Origin of the sequence: Sphingomonas panni, assembly GCF_022664435.1 — a bacterium.
GTDB classification, from domain to species: domain Bacteria; phylum Pseudomonadota; class Alphaproteobacteria; order Sphingomonadales; family Sphingomonadaceae; genus Sphingomonas; species Sphingomonas panni.
In genome coordinates, this window is the sequence record NZ_JAKREU010000003.1 from 99,869 (window position 1) to 119,978 (window position 20,110).

The following is a 20,110-nucleotide window of genomic DNA, read 5'->3' on the forward strand; positions in this document are numbered from 1 at the left end:
CGATCCGGCTGGCACATTGTCATCTTGCGCCAGAACCAGTTAGGTCAGGCGCGGGATTTGATGACAACGGCGGTTATGGTGCCGCCCAGCGTTGGGGCGGACGATTCAACAACCGTTGCAGCGCAAGTGGGTCGAACGCAGCGCTGATACGACGGATGCCCGATTGCAGACGCAGCCAAACCAGAACGCCGATCGAAAACAGCGTCACGATGATCGACTGCAGGCAACGATATACACCGGCGCCGCCGCGATGGCGGTCAGCACTCGCACTGACGATGCGTGACACAATGGCAAGCAGCGTCCCGATTACATCACATCGCTCGGTTTCCAGCGGTACCGTGCCGGTCAGGGAAGGGGCTGCAGCGTCCATCGCACCCATTATATGCAAGCAAGTCCGAGGTACCAAGTCGCTGGCAGCATAAGCTTGTCGGCGGATGGCGGACCTTCCCTATCTGCCTTTCCGCTCCAGACGAATCCCAATCCCCCCAACGGGCATGAGCAACGCTGTCGATCCCGTTGGCGCTTGTAATCACTGGCGTCCTCGGGTCCTATGCTTCCTGTTGAAGGGGCACCGAATTGAACGACAACGACCTTGCTGAAACTGCGATCGAACCTGCTGTCGCCGAAATCGCAACGGTGCAGCACTTGGACACCGCTCCGATTGAAGAGTCCGGTGAAGCAGTGCAGATTCTGAAGGACGCCGGCGATTTGACGAGCGCGGTCGCCTTCGTGAGCGACATACCGGAGCCAACCTATGAAACCGAAATTGGCGATGGGCAGCCTGTCATCGGCGTCGCGGACACGCGCTCCATCCGCGCCCGACGCTGGACGCGACTGGAGTCGATCACTGTCCGGAACTTTAAGGCGACGCAGGAAGCCGTAATCCCGCTGGGACAGGTCACGATCCTCGTCGGCCCGAACGGCTCGGGCAAGTCGTCTGTCCTCCAGGCGGTCCATTGGGCCGCACGTTCCGCCAGCTACATCGCCCCTAAGAACACGACGGAGATGATCTCGTTCGAGCGACTCGACTACGTGCCGTCGAGCGAACCCCTGCGCACGGCCCATAAAAGCGAACTGAAGACGGATAAAACGTCCACACCGGTTGAGGTTGTCTTCGGTCACCTCCCCATCGGCGAGGAGCGTTCCCAAGCAACAGTAAAGATTCGAGCGGCCCGCAACCGCGGTGGTATCACCGCGTACATGGAGGGGGGCGCGGCAGTAACTCCGTACAAGCAGCGCTTCCAGTTCATCACTGCCTACATCCCCGGCCTCGCGGGACTGTCGGAGCGCGAGAGCATTCTCGCACAGCCATCGCTGCGTCGGCAGGCAGCGAGCGGCGACGCTGGCGGCGTACTTAGAAACGTACTGCTGAGCCTGCGCAGCCGCCGGGTCAACGAAACCGATGAGAGCGGAGGCGTAGCGCGGCTCGCGCAACTGAACGTCTACATCGGGACCGTTCATCCGGGCATCAAGGTCGATGTGTCCTTCGACGAACGCGAGGATTACCACATCTCGGCTACCTACACCTCGCCAGGCTTGGGCAACCAGGACCGCCCCTTGGAGACGGCGGCGACCGGACTGTTGCAGGTCATTCAGATTTTCGCCTACTTAATCCTCTTCGAACCAAAGATAATGCTCATCGACGAGCCCGATGCTCACCTGCATCCAGACAAGCAAGAGCGGCTCATCGAGGCGCTCGAACTCGCTGCTGCAGAAACCGACACTCAGATCATCCTGACCACTCACAGTCCGCACATCGCGCGAAGTGCCAGCCCTGCGGTTCAGCTTGTCTGGATGAACGACGGACGGATCGAAACCGATGATGGCGAAGCTATCCGTCGTCTCCTCGGGTGGGGTGGTCTCGACAAATCGGCGCTTTTCTTCGTCGAGGACGAGGACGACACCGCACTTCGCGCGATCCTCCGTCAGTGGCCCGAATTGTCCCGGCAGCTCGTCGTGTGCCGCTGCTTTGGCATAGAGAATCTGCCGAAAGACAAGCTGCTGAGCGGGCTGCTCGTGGATGGGCAGCTCAAGATCAAAGCTATCATACATCGGGACGGCGACTTCATGTCGGCCGACGAGGCGACCATGTGGGCCGACCGCTTTAAAACCGATGGCACTTTCCCATGGGTTACAACCGGATGCGATGTTGAGGCGTACTTCTGCTCGACCGCCCATCTCTCTGCCCTCTATGGCGTAGCGCCAGAAGTTGCCGAGGGCTGGCGCGTTGCAGCGGCGGCCAAGATAGGGCAGGCCAAGGATACGTTCTTCGCTAAGCGCAAGTTGGTGAACCGCGAGCTCTATCCGGATGGGGGCTCGCCGGGCTCGGATGACCTGTGGAACGCCGCCGGAGGCGCACAGCCCGAGACGGTCAAAGGCAAGAAGCTGCTGGCGGCGCTGAAGGTGGTCGTGAAGGCGGATGGCCATGACGACAAGTTGCTGAATGCGTACCGCATCTCCCCAAATTACGAGGTCGCGCCTGATCTGAAACAACTGCTTGAAACGTGTCTCGCGCCAGCGCCGGCCGCTGACTGATCGATGTTGGCTAGGCAGCGTGAGACTGTTCAGATCAACTTGGACCGACAATCGCATCGCTCAGCAAGGGACCTCCCGGAGCGCGAGCTTACCGCATGGAAGGTGCATTGAACTGGGCACCAAACTGTAGCACATAGCCTTTCGGACGATCTAGAAACCGCAGTTTTCTGCGGGTTTCAGTGTGGCCAAATCGTGGAACGGAATCCCTTCACCCGCTCCATAACAAACAGCCGTTCCTCCAGAGCCGACTTGCCGCTGGCAAGATCGAAGATCGCGGCCAGCCGTCCCTCGACCTCCAGCAGTACACCACTCCCGTTGGGATTGGGCGTGAGGACGATGCGGTCGATCAGTTCGCGCAGCGCCGGGATTGCCTCCAGCCGGGCCTCGGGATCGGCGAGCGCTTCGTTCAGCCGTTCGACCTGCGCGCGATAGTCAGTGGCGACCGTGACCGATGGGACCGAGGGGGTGCTGCGGACGCTTGTCACCTCCGACGTAATGTCCTTGCCGCCGGCGCCTTGCATCTCGCGAGGGAAGCCCCGGTCCGGGCGTATCGCGCCGCGCACCTCCGAAAGCCGGTTACGCTCGATGACGATCGCCGACCGCTTCGGAAAAACGTCCCGCTGCGGCCGATCTTCATACGAAATCGCCCAGCGCGATGCCGTAGAACTCCCTCAGCGCGCCCCGCGACGCCGTCATCAGGCCAGAGCGTTCGAGCGAAACCAGATTGACAGACCGCCCAGATAAAAGAATAATTACTTTAATTAATTGAATCGGGTCACGGATCGATGGCCTGGACGTCAAGGAGGGGAATTTTCATGCGCTATGATCCGTCTACTGTCCGTTCGGCATTGCTCGGTGCAGTGTCGATTATCGGCCTCGCCGCACCGAGTGCCGCCTTTGCCCAGACCAGCACCGGCAACACTCCCGCCGCCACGGCGACTCCGGCCGATGCCGCCGCAGCTCCCGCCCAGGTCGACGGCGGCGGTGACGACATCGTTGTCACCGGCATTCGCGCGTCGCAGGCCCGCTCGGTCGAAATCAAGCGCAACGCCGCCAGCGTGGTCGAAGCGATCAGCGCGCAGGACATCGGCAAGCTGCCCGACGTCACCATTTCCGATTCGTTGCAGCGCATCCCCGGCGTGCAGATTCGCCGCGAGGCGGGTGAAGGCGGCGCGGTCAACATCCGTGGTCTGCCGCAGGTCACGACCCTGATGAACGGCGAACAGTTCCTCGGCGCCAATTCGGTGACGACGGTGCAGCCCAACTTCACCGACATTCCGTCGCAGCTGTTTTCGGGCGCGACCGTGTTCAAGTCGCCGACCGCATCGCTGCAGCAGGCGGGCCTGTCGGGCACCGTCGACCTGCTGACCCGCCGGCCGATGGACCTGAAGCAGGGCTTCACCCTGTCGGCCGCTGCCGAAGGCCAATATGGCGACAAGACCGAGAAATGGAGCCCGTCGGCCAACGGCCTGATCGCCTATCACGGCGGCCGCTTCGGCGTGCTGGTTTCGGCGGCCTATAGCGACCTGACGCTCGGCAACAGCTTCCGCGGCATTCAGGATTATGGCGTCGCGCTGAACAACGAAGGCGGCAGCGCCACCAACCAGGGCGCGTTCGCGACCGGCAACAACGGCGTCAGCCGCGGTCGCCCGGTACGGAACGGCGCCGGCACGATCATCGGCTATGACGTGAACGGCGACGGCGATGCCAATGACGCCTTCATCACGCCACAATCGCACACCGCGTGGAACCGCATCACCAACCGCGAACGCTTCGGGGCGAACGCCTCGCTCCAGTTCGAGATCAACGATGCGCTGAAGCTGACCGCCGACGTCTTCTACACCCGCCAGACGCAATATGACCGCACCGCCGGGTTCCAGTTCCAGAATGTCGACTGGTTGTCGTCGCCGTTCCTGCCGACCAAGTCGCGCGATACCGGCGCGGTAGTGAACGGCTACAACGTCAACACGGTGCAGGAGTACACCTATAGTCTGCCGAGCTTCGACAGCTATTCGGAAACCTTCCGCACCAAGAGCGAATCGCAGAACTACAATGTCCAGCTCGACTGGCAGCCGAGCGACCAGTTCAAGGGCACGGTCCGCGGCATCTACGGCAAGGCGTCGCGCAAGCGCGACCAGGCCTATACCCAGTTCAGCCTGACCAACGGCACGCAATGGGCCTATAACGGCGTCGGCAACTATCCGGCGTCGGTCGGTGGCGACCGCCAGTTCAATCCGACCGGCTACCAGATCTACAGCCAGACCGCGACCGTCGACTATTCGAGCGGCGCGCCGGTGTTCGGCTTCTCGCCCGCCTTCCTGGCACAGGCGTCCGATCCGTCGCGCTATGGTCTCAAGACGATTTCGTCGGAGGGCAACCAGTATCAGAATGGCGACCTGTGGGCGGTGCGCGCCGATGGCGAATATACCGCCGACAATGGCGTCAAGCTGTCGTTCGGCGGCCGCTACGGCGAACGCAGCGTCGACCAGTTCACCTTCGATCGCGTCTCGCCCTTCTATGCCGGCAATACCGACAATCCCGGCAATCCGGCGGGCGGGTGCCTGGTCAAGTGGAAGGCGTTCGACGTCAACCTGAACGACAACAAGTGCGCGGTGCGCGATGCGCAGGGCAATGCCTATACCGCGGGCTATACCCGACAGGCCAACGACCCGATCTTTGCCGGCCTGATCAAGCAATATGCCCTGCCCGCCGGCGGCGCCCCTGCCCTGTATGCGCTCGACCCGCACGCGATGGACGACAGCGAGGCGTGGCAGAACAAATTCTACCCGGGCAGCCAGAATCTGGTGAACCCGGCCGACAGCTTCACCGTCAATGTCAGCCAGATTTCGGGCTACGGCCAGGTATCGGGCGAAGGGGTGCTGTTCGGCATGCCGTTCCGCGCCAATGGCGGCTTGCAGGTGGTCAACACCCGCCTGAACGTCCGCCAGAACATCGTCGGTGCGCCGCAGCCTTACGGCGTGTCCGGAGTCGATGCCGGTGACGTCGTGACCAAGCGCGAGTTCACCGACTTCCTGCCCGCGTTCAACGTCGCGTTCGACATCACCGACAAGCTGCGCGCCCGCGCCGCCTTCTCGAAGACGATGACGGTGCTCGACTTCCTGCAATGGGGCGGCGGCCTGAACGTCAACTATGCGATCAACACGCAGGTGAACCCGGCCCGGTTCGAGGCGCGGACCGCGGATTCGCGCGGCAACCCGAACCTGAATCCATGGCGCGCGACCAATGCCGAGGCGAGCCTCGAATATTACACCGGCCGTTCCAGCCTGGTCGCGGTCGGTGCCTTCTATATCTCGGTCGACAGCTTCATCACGACCACGACCGAGACGCGCAACGACATTCCCGACAATGACGGCGTGATCCGTCGTCCGGTCATCACCAACACGCTGGCGCAGGGTGAAGGCGGCACGCTGAAGGGGATCGAGGCATCGGCGCGCCAGTCGCTGGCCGATTACGGCGTGAACGGCTTCCTTGGCGGGTTCGGTGTCGATGCCAACTACACATTGTCGCTCGGCGACGCCGGCCTCGTCGATCTGGCGGGCAACAACCAGCCGTTCCAGGACAACAGCAAGCATCAGGTGAACGCGGCACTGTGGTTCGAGAAATACGGGTTGCAGGCGCGCGTCGCCTATAACTATCGTTCGAAGCGTCTCGCTTCGTCCAACTATGGCGGTATCCGGGGCCTCGCCCAGTATCAGCAACCCACCAATTATCTGGATGCGTCGATCAGCTATGACGTGACGCCGCAGTTCAGCCTCTATGGACAGGCATCGAACCTGACCGGCGAGACCGAACGCTATTACCTGACCTGGCCCGATCAGGTGTTCAACGAGAACATCTATGAGCGCCGCTTTATCGCCGGTGTGCGGGCGAAGTTCTGATGACCGGGCGGCGGCGGGGCGGATCGTCGCCACGTCGCCACGCCTGAGCCGAGCGCAGGCCGGGGTGAGGCGTAAGGGCAGGACGTTTGCAGCATCCGGCCATACCCCCGCGCAGGCGGGGGTCCAGTGCCACATACGCAAACGCTGTCCTGCTTGGCTCTGGACCCCCGCCTGTGCGGGGGTACGGTGGTGAGCGCTACGGACGAGACGCACCAACAGGGGGGAACGATGCCACAGGAACCGGTCCGCTCGATCGTCATCGTCGGCGGGGGCACCGCCGGATGGATGGCGGCGACCTATCTCGCGCGACGGCTCGTGCATCTCAACCTCTCGATCACCGTCGTCGACAGCGCGGCGATCGGCACGGTCGGCGTGGGCGAGGCGACGGTGCCCGCGATCCGCGACTTCCTGTCGGCGATCGAACTGGGTGAGCCGGATGTGCTGCGCGAAACCGGCGGCACGATCAAATACGGCATTCGCTTCGATGGCTGGGGTGGAGCGGATCACCGATTCTTCCACCCCTTCGGCCTCTACGGCGTCGGCGCGGGCGGGGTCGCGTTCCATCAATATTGGCTGAAACTGAACGCTGCCGGCCGTGCCGGGCCGATCGGCGATTATTGTCTCGCGACACAGCTGGCGCGCAACGGCCTGTTCCTGCCGCCCGCCGAGCGGCCGGCAAATGACCTGGGCGTGTTCAACTTCGCGCTGCATTTCGATGCGGCGAAGTTCGCCGCGCTGCTGCGCCGTCTGGCGCTCGCCAATCGTGTCGCGCATGTCGACGGGCGGATCACCCAAGTCGCGACCGATCCGGCGCGTGGGCATGTGACGGCGGTGACGCTCGACGACGGGCGTGAGGTCGCTGGCGACCTGTGGATCGACGCCTCCGGTTTCCGCAGCCTGTTGCTGGGCGAGGCGCTGGGCGTACCCTATGTCGACTGGCGCCACTGGCTGCCGTGCGACCGCGCCGTGGCGATCCCGTGCAAGGCGGCGCCCGGCGATCCTGTCCCCTATACCGTCGCCACCGCGCACAAGGCGGGATGGCAATGGCGCATCCCCTTGCGCCACCGGATCGGCAACGGTTCGGTCTATTGCAGCGATTTCCAGACGGACGGCGAGGCCGAGGACGCGCTTCTCGCTAGTCTGGAGGGCGAACCGCTCGCCGATCCCAACAGGCTGCGCTTCGTCACCGGCCATCGCGAACGCTTCTGGTCGGGCAATGTCGTCGGACTGGGCCTTGCCTCCGGGTTCCTCGAACCGCTCGAATCCACCAGCATCTCGCTGATCCAGTCCGGCCTCGAACGCTTCGTCGCGCTGTTCCCCGATCGCGACTGCGACCCGCGCCTTGCCGCGACCTATAACCGGCAATCGGTGCTGGAGTTCGAACGGCTGCGCGACTTCCTGTTCCTCCATTACCTCGCCAATGGCCGGGACGAACCCTTCTGGCAGGCGATCCGCGCGGTCGAACCGCCCGAACCCCTGCAGATCAAGCTGGACGCATGGCGTTCGGGAGGAGAATTCGTGCGCAACGAGTGGGATACGTTCCAGGACCCGAGCTGGCTGAGCCTCTATGCCGGGTTCGGCGACCTGCCCGCGCGCCATTCGCCGCTGGCCGATGCGATCCCCGACGATACCCTCGCCGACAGCTTTGCACGGATGCGGGACGCGATCGGCAAGACGCTGGCCCATGCCGAACCGCATGGCGCCTTTCTGAACCGGGTGACCGGCGCATGAGCGGCGCGACGCACACCCGCGCCGTCGTCGCGATGAGCCTCGGCGGCCTGTTGTTCGGCTTCGACACCGCCGTCATCTCGGGCGTGACCGACGCACTGCGCAGCAATTACGGCCTGTCCGAAGCGGGGCTGGGCCTTGCCGTATCCGCCGCGCTGTGGGGGACGCTGGTCGGCGCGTTGTTCAGCGGCGCGCCGGGCGACCGCTGGGGCAGCCTTGCCGTGCTACGCGTCATCGGCTTCCTCTATGTCGTCTCGGCGATCGGTTGCGCGGTCGCCACGACGCTGACCGGCTTCGTCGCGTTCCGCCTGCTGGGCGGCCTCGCCATCGGTGCGTCGTCGGTGCTGGTCCCGGTCTATATCGCCGAGATCAGTTCGGCGAAGCGGCGCGGGCTGCTGGTCGGGCTGTTCCAGTTCAACATCGTCGCGGGCATCCTGATCGCCTATCTCAGCAATTATCTGGTCGCGCAGGCGATCGCCCCCGACATCGCGTGGCGGTGGAAGCTGGGCGTGGCGGCGGTGCCCGCCGCGCTGTTCCTGATCCTGCTGACCGGCCTGCCGCAAAGCCCGCGCTGGCTCTCCGCACGCGGGCGCAGCAACGAAGCGGACCGCGCCGCCGTGCGCCTCGGCCTCGACGCGATTCCGGCGGGGGAAAGTGGCGGGACCGGCCGGCTCGACTGGCGGCTGCACGCGACCCCGATCCTGCTTGCCGTCGCCATCGGCCTGTTCAATCAGCTGTCGGGCATCAACGCGATCCTCTATTACCTCAACGACATCTTTGCCGCGGCCGGCTTTACCGGCGTGTCGGGCGATGTGCAGGCGATCGCGATCGGCGTCGCGAACCTGATCGCGACCGTCATCGGCATGGGCGTGATCGACCGGGTGGGGCGCAAGCCGCTGTTGATCGGGGGCGGCATCGTCACCGCGATCGCACTCGCCGGGGTCGCGTTGGTCTATATGGGCGCGGCATCGCCCGCGCTGCTGCTGCCGCTGCTGATCCTGTTCATCGCCGCCTTCGCCATGTCGCAGGGCGCGGTGATCTGGGTGTACTTGAGCGAAATCTTTCCGACCGACGTGCGCGCACGCGGACAGGCGATCGGCAGCGCGACGCATTGGGTCGCCAATGCCGTCCTGTCCTTCGCCTTCCCGCTGATCGCGCAGTTCGACCGCGCGCTGCCCTTCTGGGGCTTTGCCGCCGCAATGCTGCTGCAGGCGCTGCTGGTGTGGCGCTTCTTTCCCGAAACCCGTGGCCGCGATCTCGAAGCGATCAGCGCCGACCTGACGAAAAGGACGATTGCATGAAACTGGGCATGATCGCCGCACTGCTGGCCAGCGTCGCGGGGGCAGGCGTCGTCGGCGCACAGGTGCCGGTGAATGGCGGGCCGTACAATGCCAGCTTCCTGACCGGCGGGATCGGCATCGAACGCCCGGTCGAGGGACCGGTGACGCAGGCCGGTGCGCCGTACAGCGTTACCCTGTGGGTTAAGGGCGATACGCGACAGGCGGGCATGGTGCCGCTGGTGGCGCTCGGCGATGCACGTGTGCTTGCGCTGAAGGACGGACGCCTGATGCTGACCGACGGCAGCGCCACGCTGACCGGTCCCGCCATCGCGTCCGGCCGCTGGACGCAGGTCGCCGCCGTTTCGGACGGCACCCGCGCCACGCTCTATGTCGATGGCCGCCGCGTCGCGACCGGGGCGGCACGCTCTGCCGCGACGACCGGCGTGCTGCACGTCGCGCGCGCGGTGCCGGGCCAGCCCCATTTCGGCGGTACGCTGGTCGGCGTGACGCTGCACGACCGTGAACTGTCGGCTACTGACATCGCCGCGATGCCGCGCCCCGACTTCGCCAATGTGCAGCTGTGGGAGGTCGGCGTCGCGTGGCCGTTCCAGAAACAGGCCAATATCGGCCTGACCCAGCAGCAGGACCCATGGACCCTGCCGCAGTCGAAGGGCGACGCGTACACCGCGCCCGTCGCCAAACCGCTGCCGAGCGCGCCTGCGCTTCAAGCGACCGCGCCAGGCCGGTGGCAGATCAATGGCTGGCAGCTCGCCGCCGCGCCCGATGTGGCGGGCGACGGCGCCTCGCTGTCGCGGCCGGGCAATCCGAAGGGCGAATGGCGCGTGGCGACAGTGCCGGGCACGGTGTTGCAGACCCTGGTCGATCGCGGCGTCTATCCCGATCCCTATTACGGCCTCAACAACCTGAAGATCCCGGAAAAGCTGGCGCGGCAGGATTATTGGTACCGCACCCGCTTTACCGTGCCGGCGGAAGCTGCCGGCAAGAAGCTGACCATCGTGTTCGGGGGCATCAACTATGCCGCCGACATCTGGCTCAACGGCGCGAAGCTGGGAAGCACGCGCGGTGCCTTCATCCGCGGGCAGTTCGACATCGTGCCGGTCGCCGGTGAAAATGTCATCGCGGTGAAGGTCTCACCCCCGCCCCACCCCGGCATCCCGCACGAACAATCGGTGGCAGGCGGCGTCGGCGAGAATGGTGGGCAGCTGGCGATCGATGGCCCGACCTTCGTCGCGACCGAGGGGTGGGACTGGATTCCCGGCATCCGCGACCGCAATACCGGGCTGTGGCGGCCGGTCGAGCTGGTGGCGCATGGGAACGTCCGCATCCTCGACCCGCATGTCGTCACCGACCTGCCGCTGCCGCGCACCGACCGCGCCGACGTGCATGTCACCGTGCCGATCGAAAATAGCGGCCCCGCGCGCCAGGTGACGGTGAAGGTCGCGTTCGAGGGCGTGTCGGTCGAAAAGGCCGTGACCGCGCCGACCGGGCGCAGCGAGGTGCGCTTCACCCCCGCCGACTTCCCCGCGCTGCGTGTCGCCAACCCGAAGCTCTGGTGGCCCAACGGCTATGGCGAACCGCATCTCTATCACGCGACCTATCAGGTCAGCGACGCGAACGGCGTGTCGGACAGCAAGGCGCAGCGCTTCGGCATTCGCGAAGTCAGCTACGACCTGTCGCTGTTCGATGCGAAGGGCGCGCTTCGCCGCGTCAATGTGCAGACCACCGATGGCGGCTTGTCGGGCCAGAAGCTGATCGATGTCCGCCACGGTGCGATCAAGCAATCGCCGACCGGATGGGCGGAATCGCTGACCGCTGCGGGTGAGGTGTCGAAGGCGGTTACCCCGATTGCGGAAACCCTGCCCGAACCGCATCTCACCATCCGCGTGAACGGCGTCCGCATCGCCGCGCGCGGCGGTAACTGGGGCATGGACGATGCGATGAAGCGGGTCAGCTACGACTGGCTCGCCCCCTTCTTCCGCCTCCAGCGCGAGGCGCACATGAACGTCATCCGCAACTGGATGGGGACCAATACCGAGGAGGAGTTCTACGACCTGGCCGATGAAAACGGCATGATGGTCCTGAACGATTTCTGGCAATCGACCCAGAATTTCCAGATCGAGCCGGACGATGCCGCGCTGTTCCTGACCAATGCGCGCGACACCATCGCCCGCTATCGCAACCACCCGTCGATCATCCTGTGGTTCGGCCGCAACGAAGGCGTGCCCTATCCGACGCTGAACGAAGGGCTGGACGATGCCGTGTTCCAGCTGGACGGCACCCGCTGGTTCACTGGCAGCTCGAACGTCGTCAATCTGCAGGGGTCGGGTCCATACAATTACCGTGCGCCGGTCGGCTATTTCACCGATCTCGCCACCGGTTTTTCGGTCGAGACCGGCACGCCGTCCTTCTCGACCGCGGAATCGATCGCTTCCTACGTGCCGCCGGCGGATCGCTGGCCGCTGGGCGATGTGCTTGCCTATCACGACTGGCATTTCGCCGGGAACGGCGACACGAAGACCTTCATGCAGACGCTGGCCACGATGTTCGGCCCCGGCAAGGACTTTGCCGATTTCGAACGCAAGGCGCAGATGATGAACCTCGAAACGCACAAGGCGATGTACGAGGGGTTCCTGGGCCATCTGTGGACCAAGAACAGCGGCCGGTTGCTGTGGATGACGCATCCGGCATGGCCGTCGAATGCGTGGCAGCTCTATTCGTGGGATTACGACACCCACGCCGCCTATTACGGGGCGAAGAAGGCCGCGGAGCCGCTCCACGTCCAGCTGAACCTGCCAGGCAACGAACTGGTCGTGCTGAACACGACGCAGTCCGATGCCAAGGGGCTGACCGCGACCGTGCGGGTCGTCGGGCTGGACAATAGCGAGTTGTTCACCCGCACCGTACCGGTCGACGCGCTCGCCAACCGGGCGACCCCGCTGGCTGCCGTTCCACTCGACCCGCTATATGCCGCGCATCCGGTAGTGCTGGTTCGCCTGACCCTCAGCGATGCGGCGGGTCGGCTGGTGTCGGACAATTTCTATTGGCGGGGACGGGATGCCGCATCCTATCAAGCACTGAATGGCCTCGCCCCGGCGAAGCTAACCACGCGGATGGCCGCGCCCGTGGTGGACGGTGCCGATCGCACCATAACGGTCACCCTCTCCAACGACGGACCGGTTCCAGCGCTCAACGCAAAGCTGACGTTGCTCGGCCCCGACGGCAAGCGAATACTCCCCTCCTTCTACAGCGACAACTATATCTCCCTCCTGCCGGGCGAGAACCGCACCGTCACCATCCGCTATCCCGCATCGCTGGAGAACGTCGCGCCGACCGTAACCTTGCGCGGGTGGAATATTTCGGAAACGGAAGTTCGCCGATAATCCCGATCCTCGACGGAGAGGAAATCTGTTGGGAGAAGCACCCGGTTCCGATCGCTGGCTATAGATCGGAGACCGGGTGCTCGATCCCGATATTTGGATGATGTGATCCTTTCGTCGGAATCGAAGGAGGCTGTCTGGGACAGGTTCGGCGCGCACGCGACGGCCGCGCGCATCGTCCCAGCAGCGATACGGCTTGTCGAACTTGGCTGGCGAGGCCGAGCCGGGAATTGGGATCAACCCGAAGACGGCACATTCGGTATCGCTATGCTCTCACGGATCGCACGGGCTTTCCGCCCGGCACGAGCGCATCGGACGGACATGGCCGATTGCGGGATTGCGCCGCGAAGGCCATCCGTACCGCGCGTTCGCGGGCTTTGAACGCAGACATATCTCGCATCCTGCGCCTTACCGGCAGTGATTTCGCGAGGGCGGAAGCTTCCGCGGCCCCAGCGTGAATGTCCCATCGGAAAATGCGCAGGCGTAATCGACCTGTCGCATCCGAATAACAAAAGGATCACATCGCTCGTCTAGCTGCCGCCCACCGGCGCCGGAGAGGTGTCGTACTACCGATAACAGACCGTTTGACCCTGGCGCGCCTGCGTCGGGCCAGTCTTCGCGCGTCCCGTGCCGGATGCGATCTTTTGATTTTGTGGGGGCAAGTCGTGGGTAATCTGCAGAGTTCGGCTGAAGAACGGAAGCATGGGCTGGCGTTTCGGAATCTGCTTCTTAGCGCGACAGCAGGAGGGGCGCTGCTGATCGGCGCGTCGGCGTCGGCAAAGGATGCACTGGACGAAGTACCGACCGCGACCGACGGACAGGAGATCGTCGTCACGGCGCAACGCCGTACGGAGAAGGCGCAGGACGTGCCTGCCGCGCTGACCGTGCTGAACGGGGCCGACCTTGAGAAGCGCAACCTGCAGAACGTCACCGACCTCGAAAACGCGGTCCCGAGCCTGGAGGTCGACAGCCAGCTTGGCGGCGGACAGCCGCAATTCCGGCTGCGCGGCGTCGGCGGAACCGACTATGCCGCCAACAATACCAACACCGTCGGCGTCTATGTCGACGAGGTCGCCTTTCCCTACGGCGTGACCACGCAGAACGCGTTCTTCGACATCGCCCGGATCGAGGTGTTGCGCGGGCCGCAGGGAACCCTTTACGGCCGCAACAGCACGGGCGGCGCGATCAACGTCATCAGCAACGCCCCGAGCGACCAGCTAGGCGCGGGGATCGATCTGTCCTATGGCAGCTTCGATGCCGTTTCGGCCCAGGGCTATGCAACCGGGCCGATCACCGACACGCTGTCGGCGCGCATCGCACTGTCGGCCGATCGGGGCGGGGCGTGGCAACGCAACCGCGACACCGGCGAAGCCCTCGGCGACCGCTACCAGACCTCCGGCCGCCTGCGCCTGCGCTGGGCACCGGATGCGGTGACGACCGTCGACCTGATCGGTCATTATACCCGCGACCGGTCGGACGGGCTGGGCCTGCAGCTGCTGACCGACTTCACCTCCGCACGCGGTGCCACCTACAAGGCCGATACCGACATCCGCACGACCGGATGGGGCGTCAGCCCGACGTTCGCGCGGATCATGGGTGTCGGGACCGACGCCAAACCGTTTCGCGACAATATCGGCAAGGGCGGCAGCGTCCATGTCACCAGCGACCTCGGCACGATGCAGCTGATCGGTATCTACGCCCATGAGGATTTCACCCGGCGCGAATTCAACGATTGGGATGCGACCGCATCGAACGAAGCGGGCACGTATTTCTTCAACCGCATCAGGACCGATTCCGGCGAACTGCGGATCGCCTCCCCCGACCGCGGGGACTTCCGCTGGCTGGGTGGCCTGTACGTCTCGCGTGAACGGGTCACCGGCGGATTCTATTCGGACTTTTCCGATTTCCGGTCGCTTCGCAATTTCTGGAAGACCAGCTACGATCAGCATGTCGAATCCGTCAGCCTGTTCGGCAACGTCGAACAGTATCTGACGCCCCGCCTGCGCCTGTCAGCAGGCGCGCGGTACGAATATGAACGGCGCGAGCTGAGCGACTTCCGCAGTGAGATCATCGCGCCGGCATACACGCTGCGAGCGACCGCCAATCCGCTGCTGCAGATGCGTGAATGGTCGGGCAAGGCGCTGCTCGACTGGCAATTCGGCGATACGGCGCACGCCTATGCCAGCGTCTCGCGCGGGGTGAAGTCGGGTGGTTTCACGACCTACAACAGTGGCCTGCCCGCGCAGTTGGACCCCTATGATCCCGAAGTGCTGAAGGCCTACGAGGTGGGCGTGAAATCCGAACTGTTCGACCGCAAGCTCCGGCTGACTCTGGCGGCCTTCTACTACGACTATCTCAACCAGCAGTTGCAGGGCGTACTCTACACCACGACGACCCGCGTCGGCCGCATATTGAACGTGCCGCGGTCGCACCTGTATGGTGCCGAAGCGGAAATCAGCTTCAACCCCGTCCCGATGCTGAGCATCGATCAGGCGATCGCCTATAAATACGGCCAGTATGACGAATTTGTCAGCCAATCGAACGCAACGCTGAACCCGTCCACCGGCACCTATTCGAACATCCAATATGTGAACAATGCCGGCCAGCGCCTGCCCCTGCCCGATCTCGACTATAAGGGACGCGTCGCCCTGCATGTGCCCGCTGGCGGGTGGCAGATCGAACCCGAAGTGAACTGGGCCTATCGCGCCGAGCGGTTCAGCGTGTCGGACGCCTCCCGCATTCCCCATTTCTGGCTGGCGAATGCCAATCTCGGCATCTCGCCGCCGGGTACGCCGCTGACGATCGCGGCCTATGTCTACAATCTGTTCGACGAACGGATCGAGGAGACGCGCAACCGCTTCATTTCCGCGCGGACCGTCGGCATCCATCCGCCGCGCACCTTCGGCGTGCGCCTGTCGTACCGGTACTGACCGCCTTCTCGAAGGACATGCCCATGCCCGTCGCCCCGATCGATCGTCGCCGTTTCCTGATCGGGGCCGCCGCAGCCCCGGCGATCCTGTCGGTCGCCCACGCCGCGACGCGGTCCGATCCCTTCGCACTGGGCGTGGCGGCAGGCGAGCCGGAGCAGGACGGCTTCGTACTGTGGACCCGCATCGCACCCGATCCGCTCGCCATCGACGGCCTGGGCGGCCTATCGGGTGCGGTGCAGGTCCGCTGGGAGGTCGCCGCCGACGACCGGTTCGCGCGGATCGTCGCGCACGGCACGGCCGAAGCGCTACCGACCCATGGCGGCGCGGTGCATGTCGAGGTCACCGGCCTGCGCCCGGACCGCCCCCATTGGTATCGTTTCACCGCCTTGGGCGTGCAGAGTCCGGTCGGGCGGGCATGGACCGCCCCCGCCCCCGATGCAATGCCCGCGCGATTGCGCATGACGGCTGCGAGCTGCTCGCATTGGGAACTCGGCTATTTCTCCGCCTATCGCCATATGGCCGAAGACGCGGAAAGCCGCCTGACCCTGTTTCTGGGCGACTATATTTACGAAGACGGCGTCGCCCCCGAACGGCGCGCCCAGACCGTGCGCAGCTATGGCATGGGTGAGGCAAGGACGCTCGCCGACTATCGCCGCCGCTACGCCCTGCACCGGACCGACCCGGACCTCCGCGCGCTGCACGCCGCCGCCGCGTGCGTCGCAGTGTGGGACGATCATGAGGTACAGAACGACTATTCGGGAATCTGGTCGCAGGATCGCGCGACCGCCGTACCCGAACTCCTGCGCCGCCGCGCCGCCGCATACCGCGCCTATTGCGAGAACATGCCGGTACGCCTGTCGCGGGTGATGCGCGGCGACGGCAGCTTCCGGCTAAACCGCCGGCTGCACTGGGGCCGGCTCGCCCAGTTCGACGCGCTCGACGGACGGCAGTTCCGTTCGCCGCAGGCCTGTGTCGACGGAGTGGCCAGCCGGCGTGGGCGGATGGCACCGCTCAACTGCCCGGACTTCGACGATCCGTCGCGTACCTATCTGGGCTTCGCTCAGGAACGCTGGCTCTACGACGGCTTCGCGCGCAGCCGAGCGCGCTGGAACCTGCTGGTCCAGAACCTGCTGGTCGCCCCGTTGAAGGTCGCGACCCCGACGGAAACCCTGTTGTGGACCGATACGTGGAACGGCTTCGGCGCGGCGCGGCGGCGGCTGATCGATGCGATGGTCGACACGCGGCTCGCCAACCCGGTGACCCTGGCGGGCGACTATCATTCGGCTTGGCTGACCGAGCTGCGCCAGGACTTTGACCGGCCGAACACCCCCGCCGTGGCCAGCGAGATCGTCGTCACCTCGATCACGTCGAACGGTCCGCCCGCCGACGGCATCATCGCCGCCCTGCCTGCCAATCCCCACATCCGCTACTTCGACGCTGCGAACCGCGGCTACACCTCCATCGACCTGACACCGGAACGGCTCGACGTCCGCTGCATGGCCATCAACGACCGCCGCGATCCGCGCAGCGAGGTCCGGGTCCTGCACCGGGCGGAGGTGGCCGCCGGGCGACCGGGATTTGCCTGACGGGGCAAGCTGCACGGATCGCCGTCGGGAGCACGCCCGAGCTTTCTCGAACGGGGGTATCCCTCGTCGAAAGATATGCCCGGCGAGCGAACGAGATGGTTGAGGACGGTCGTCTTGCCGCTGCCCAGGAAGCCGGTCAGCACCGAGACGGGAATACGCGCGCCAACCTCCGCCAGAATGCCGCTCATGCCTGTTCCTCCATCGGGCAGACGGGGGCTGCGGCGCCCCCTTCGAGCCAGCGAGGTGGGTGATCGCCCGTGATCGGGAAGCTACTGGACATCAGCTAAAACTCATGATTATGTGATGTTGTAACGTATCACATCGGATGACAGACATGGCAAGCCATTCCCCGCACGATAATCGCCTGCCGGTGACGGTGCTGTCCGGTTTCCTGGGTGCCGGAAAGACGACACTGCTCAATCACATCCTGGCCAATCGCGAGGGGCGGCGGGTCGCGGTGATCGTCAATGACATGTCGGAGGTGAACATCGACGCCGATCTGGTGCGCGGCGGCGAAGCGGCGCTGTCGCGGTCGGAGGAGGCGTTGGTCGAGATGACCAATGGCTGCATCTGCTGCACGCTACGCGACGACCTGCTGGCGGAGGTGCGGACGCTCGCCGAGGCGGGGCGGTTTGACTATCTGGTGATCGAGAGCACCGGCATCTCCGAGCCCTTGCCCGTCGCCACCACCTTCTCGTTCCGCGACGAGGCCGGGGTGTCACTGGGCGATGTCGCGCGGCTCGACACGATGGTGACGGTGGTGGATGCGGTGAACCTGCTCGCCGACTATTCCAGCCAGGACTTCCTCGCCGACCGGGGTGAGACGATGGGCGAGGAGGATACGCGTAGCCTTGTCGGCCTGCTGGTCGAGCAGATCGAGTTCGCCGATGTGGTCGTCGTCAACAAGGCGTCGTCGGTGTCGGCCGAGCAACTGGCCGTGGTGAAGAAGCTGGTCGCCAGCCTCAACGCCGATGCCGTCATCGTGCCCGCCGATCATTCGCGCGTCGATCTGGATCTGGTGCTCGCCACCGGGCTGTTCGATGAGGAGAAGGCCTCGCGCCACCCGCTCTGGGCCAAGGAGCTGTATGGCTATGCCCATCATCAGCCCGAGACCGAGGAATATGGCATAGAGAGCTTCGTCTATCGCGCGCTTCAGCCGTTCGATCCGGCGAAATTCCACGGTTTTCTGACCGACGGCGGGCTTGACCATGTGGTGCGCGCCAAGGGGCATTTCTGGCTGGCGACGCGCCCGGACTGGGTGGGCGAGCTGGCGGTGGCGGGCAGCCAGACCGAAACCGCGCGCATGGGGCGCTGGTGGGCGTCGATCCCCAAGCACCAATGGCCCGATGACGGCCGGTTCGAGGCGTTCGTCGCCAAGCATTGGGACATGATCTGGGGCGACCGTCGGCAGGAGTTGGTCTTCATCGGCATCGGCATGGACGAGGCCAGGATCCGCGCGCGACTGGACGCCTGCCTCGTGCCCGCCGCCGCCTTCACCCCGGCGCTGTGGACTGGCTTGCGCGACCCCTTCCCCGCGTGGGGCGAGCAGCGGCTGGAGGCAGCCGAATGAGCCTTGCCATGCCCGCTGCCATCGTCGCGTTCGGCCACGAGTGCGCTTCGCTGGACGCCATTGCCCGGTCCGATGCCGCCCTGGCCATCTGGTCGCGGTCGCTGCCCGATACGCTGCGCGCCGCGCTGGCGTCCCTCGACCTCGACACGGTCGACGATGTGTCGCTCGACATCGCCGCCGACGAAGCGATCGGTGGCGCGCTTGTCGACGCAGGCTATGCCGATCCCGTCGCCATCCTCCTTGCCGAGGATATCGGACTGTTGGCGCGACGCCATGCCGCACTGACCGGCGAGGACCGGTTGCAGCTGCGACTGGACGTGATCGAAACCGATGCCTGCCGCCGCTTCCACGCCGACTTCGTGACGCTCCGGCTGCTGTGCACCTATGTCGGGCCGGGCACGCAATGGTGCCGCGCCGATGCCACCGATGCGGTCCGCGACGTCCCGACCGGCGCGGTGGGCGTGTTCAAAGGCCGGTTGCTGCTCGACCCCCCTCCCCTTCTTCATCGCTCCCCACCGATCAAGGCGACCGGCGAGCGCCGTCTCGTGCTGGCGATCGATCCGCTGCCCGGTCGGGCCATTGGGTAACGGGCGGACGTCGCCCTGCCGTCAGTCGCTACCAGCCGCGTTGAAGCGGTTACCGACTGGATCGGATCGTTTCCGTGCCGGGGAAGCGACCGCAACCGGCATGGCGGGATCGACAGACTGGGCAGGCGGGCTCAGCCTCTCGCTCATCATCGGCACTCTGGCGAACAATAAGCGTGGTATCATAAGCGCGGCGCGAACCTGAACGAAGTGCCCGCCCAAGGCCCCCGCCGCGCGCCGAAAGTCATCGCCGGCACGTCGGACCAGGCCGTTGTCCAGACCTATCGCAAAGAGGCCTTCGGATATTGCAGCCTCTTTCGAACGGTCTCGACACGGTCACCGCGACGTTCGCGGACCCCGCAGCAGCACCCGTCGCACGCCGCTTCGACGTGGTCGCGAACGGCCAGAACGCGATCACCGCGATCGACGTCGCCGCAGCCGGCGGAAAGCCGCTCTTCGCCCTCACGCGGCAATTGCCCGTTGATGTCAGCGGCAACTTGCTCGACCTTCAGTTCGTGCCCCGGAACGGCAAGGCAATCGTTCCGGTGATCGAGATCATGCGCTGACCCCCGCTTCCCCTTCTATTATCCAGGACTCTCA

Annotated in this window: 12 protein-coding genes and 1 pseudogene; 10 read left to right on the top strand and 3 right to left on the bottom strand. The window is 65.0% G+C overall.

The genetic code is table 11. From position 1 onward, the window contains the following. Positions 1 to 73: 73 nt before the first annotated feature. Positions 74 to 370, bottom strand: coding sequence for a hypothetical protein (locus MF609_RS07550; protein WP_242415706.1), 297 nt, complete (start codon positions 368 to 370; stop codon positions 74 to 76). Positions 371 to 576: 206 nt separating this feature from the next. Here MF609_RS07550 and MF609_RS07555 point away from each other — a divergent pair, with 206 nt between their 5' ends. After that, entirely contained in the window at positions 577 to 2,535 is a 1,959-nt protein-coding gene (locus tag MF609_RS07555; protein ID WP_242415707.1) for an ATP-dependent nuclease, read from the top strand. A gap of 176 nt (positions 2,536 to 2,711) precedes the next feature. Here MF609_RS07555 and MF609_RS07560 read toward each other — a convergent pair whose 3' ends face one another. After that, positions 2,712 to 3,020 (bottom strand): hypothetical protein, encoded by a 309-nt coding sequence (locus MF609_RS07560; protein ID WP_242415708.1) that lies wholly within the window; start codon positions 3,018 to 3,020, stop codon positions 2,712 to 2,714. A 330-nt stretch (positions 3,021 to 3,350) separates the two neighbouring features. Between MF609_RS07560 and MF609_RS07565 the strand changes: the two genes are divergently transcribed. From MF609_RS07565 to MF609_RS07590, 6 genes are all read left to right on the top strand, one after another. After that, entirely contained in the window at positions 3,351 to 6,434 is a 3,084-nt protein-coding gene (locus MF609_RS07565; protein ID WP_242415709.1) for a TonB-dependent receptor, read from the top strand. Positions 6,435 to 6,662: 228 nt separating this feature from the next. Next, positions 6,663 to 8,165 carry a tryptophan halogenase family protein gene (locus tag MF609_RS07570; RefSeq protein WP_242415710.1) on the top strand — a complete coding sequence of 501 codons (1,503 nt, stop codon included), beginning with the start codon at positions 6,663 to 6,665 and terminating at the stop codon, positions 8,163 to 8,165. After that, entirely contained in the window at positions 8,162 to 9,463 is a 1,302-nt protein-coding gene (locus MF609_RS07575) for a sugar porter family MFS transporter (protein ID WP_242415711.1), read from the top strand. Before MF609_RS07570 ends, MF609_RS07575 begins: the two co-directional genes overlap by 4 nt. After that, positions 9,460 to 12,843: a glycosyl hydrolase 2 galactose-binding domain-containing protein gene (locus tag MF609_RS07580; protein ID WP_242415712.1), complete on the top strand. Its 3,384-nt coding sequence runs from the start codon at positions 9,460 to 9,462 to the stop codon at positions 12,841 to 12,843. Before MF609_RS07575 ends, MF609_RS07580 begins: the two co-directional genes overlap by 4 nt. A 662-nt stretch (positions 12,844 to 13,505) precedes the next feature. Beyond that, a complete protein-coding gene (locus tag MF609_RS07585; RefSeq protein WP_242415713.1) occupies positions 13,506 to 15,770 on the top strand; it encodes a TonB-dependent receptor in 2,265 nt (754 codons plus the stop codon). 23 nt (positions 15,771 to 15,793) lie between these two features. Next, on the top strand, positions 15,794 to 17,356 hold the full coding sequence (locus MF609_RS07590; protein WP_242415714.1) for an alkaline phosphatase D family protein: 1,563 nt from the start codon (positions 15,794 to 15,796) through the stop codon (positions 17,354 to 17,356). 92 nt (positions 17,357 to 17,448) lie between these two features. Here MF609_RS07590 and MF609_RS07595 read toward each other — a convergent pair. After that, a pseudogene (locus tag MF609_RS07595) lies at positions 17,449 to 17,544 on the bottom strand (GTP-binding protein); the annotation flags it as partial. Positions 17,545 to 17,690: 146 nt separating this feature from the next. On the opposite strand from MF609_RS07595, the gene MF609_RS07600 reads away from it, so the two are divergent. The 3 genes from MF609_RS07600 to MF609_RS07610 all read left to right on the top strand — a co-directional run bounded on the left by MF609_RS07600 (position 17,691) and on the right by MF609_RS07610 (position 20,076). Continuing rightward, positions 17,691 to 18,926, top strand: a complete 1,236-nt coding sequence (locus tag MF609_RS07600) for a GTP-binding protein (protein WP_242415715.1) — start codon at positions 17,691 to 17,693, stop codon at positions 18,924 to 18,926. Then, positions 18,923 to 19,513 carry a DUF1826 domain-containing protein gene (locus tag MF609_RS07605; RefSeq protein ID WP_242415716.1) on the top strand — a complete coding sequence of 197 codons (591 nt, stop codon included), beginning with the start codon at positions 18,923 to 18,925 and terminating at the stop codon, positions 19,511 to 19,513. Before MF609_RS07600 ends, MF609_RS07605 begins: the two co-directional genes overlap by 4 nt. Before the next feature lie 302 nt (positions 19,514 to 19,815). After that, on the top strand, positions 19,816 to 20,076 hold the full coding sequence (locus tag MF609_RS07610) for a hypothetical protein (protein WP_242415717.1): 261 nt from the start codon (positions 19,816 to 19,818) through the stop codon (positions 20,074 to 20,076). Positions 20,077 to 20,110 lie beyond the last annotated feature (34 nt).

What these genes read in the sequence shown, in the direction of transcription:
- MF609_RS07605 (WP_242415716.1), top strand. Translation starts at nt 18,923, where the DNA reads ATGAGCCTTGCCATGCCCGCTGCCATCGTCGCGTTCGGCCACGAGTGC.
- MF609_RS07550 (WP_242415706.1), bottom strand. Translation starts at nt 370, where the DNA reads ATGGACGCTGCAGCCCCTTCCCTGACCGGCACGGTACCGCTGGAAACC.
- MF609_RS07575 (WP_242415711.1), top strand. Translation starts at nt 8,162, where the DNA reads ATGAGCGGCGCGACGCACACCCGCGCCGTCGTCGCGATGAGCCTCGGC.
- MF609_RS07580 (WP_242415712.1), top strand. Translation starts at nt 9,460, where the DNA reads ATGAAACTGGGCATGATCGCCGCACTGCTGGCCAGCGTCGCGGGGGCA.
- MF609_RS07600 (WP_242415715.1), top strand. Translation starts at nt 17,691, where the DNA reads ATGGCAAGCCATTCCCCGCACGATAATCGCCTGCCGGTGACGGTGCTG.
- MF609_RS07565 (WP_242415709.1), top strand. Translation starts at nt 3,351, where the DNA reads ATGCGCTATGATCCGTCTACTGTCCGTTCGGCATTGCTCGGTGCAGTG.
- MF609_RS07590 (WP_242415714.1), top strand. Translation starts at nt 15,794, where the DNA reads ATGCCCGTCGCCCCGATCGATCGTCGCCGTTTCCTGATCGGGGCCGCC.
- MF609_RS07570 (WP_242415710.1), top strand. Translation starts at nt 6,663, where the DNA reads ATGCCACAGGAACCGGTCCGCTCGATCGTCATCGTCGGCGGGGGCACC.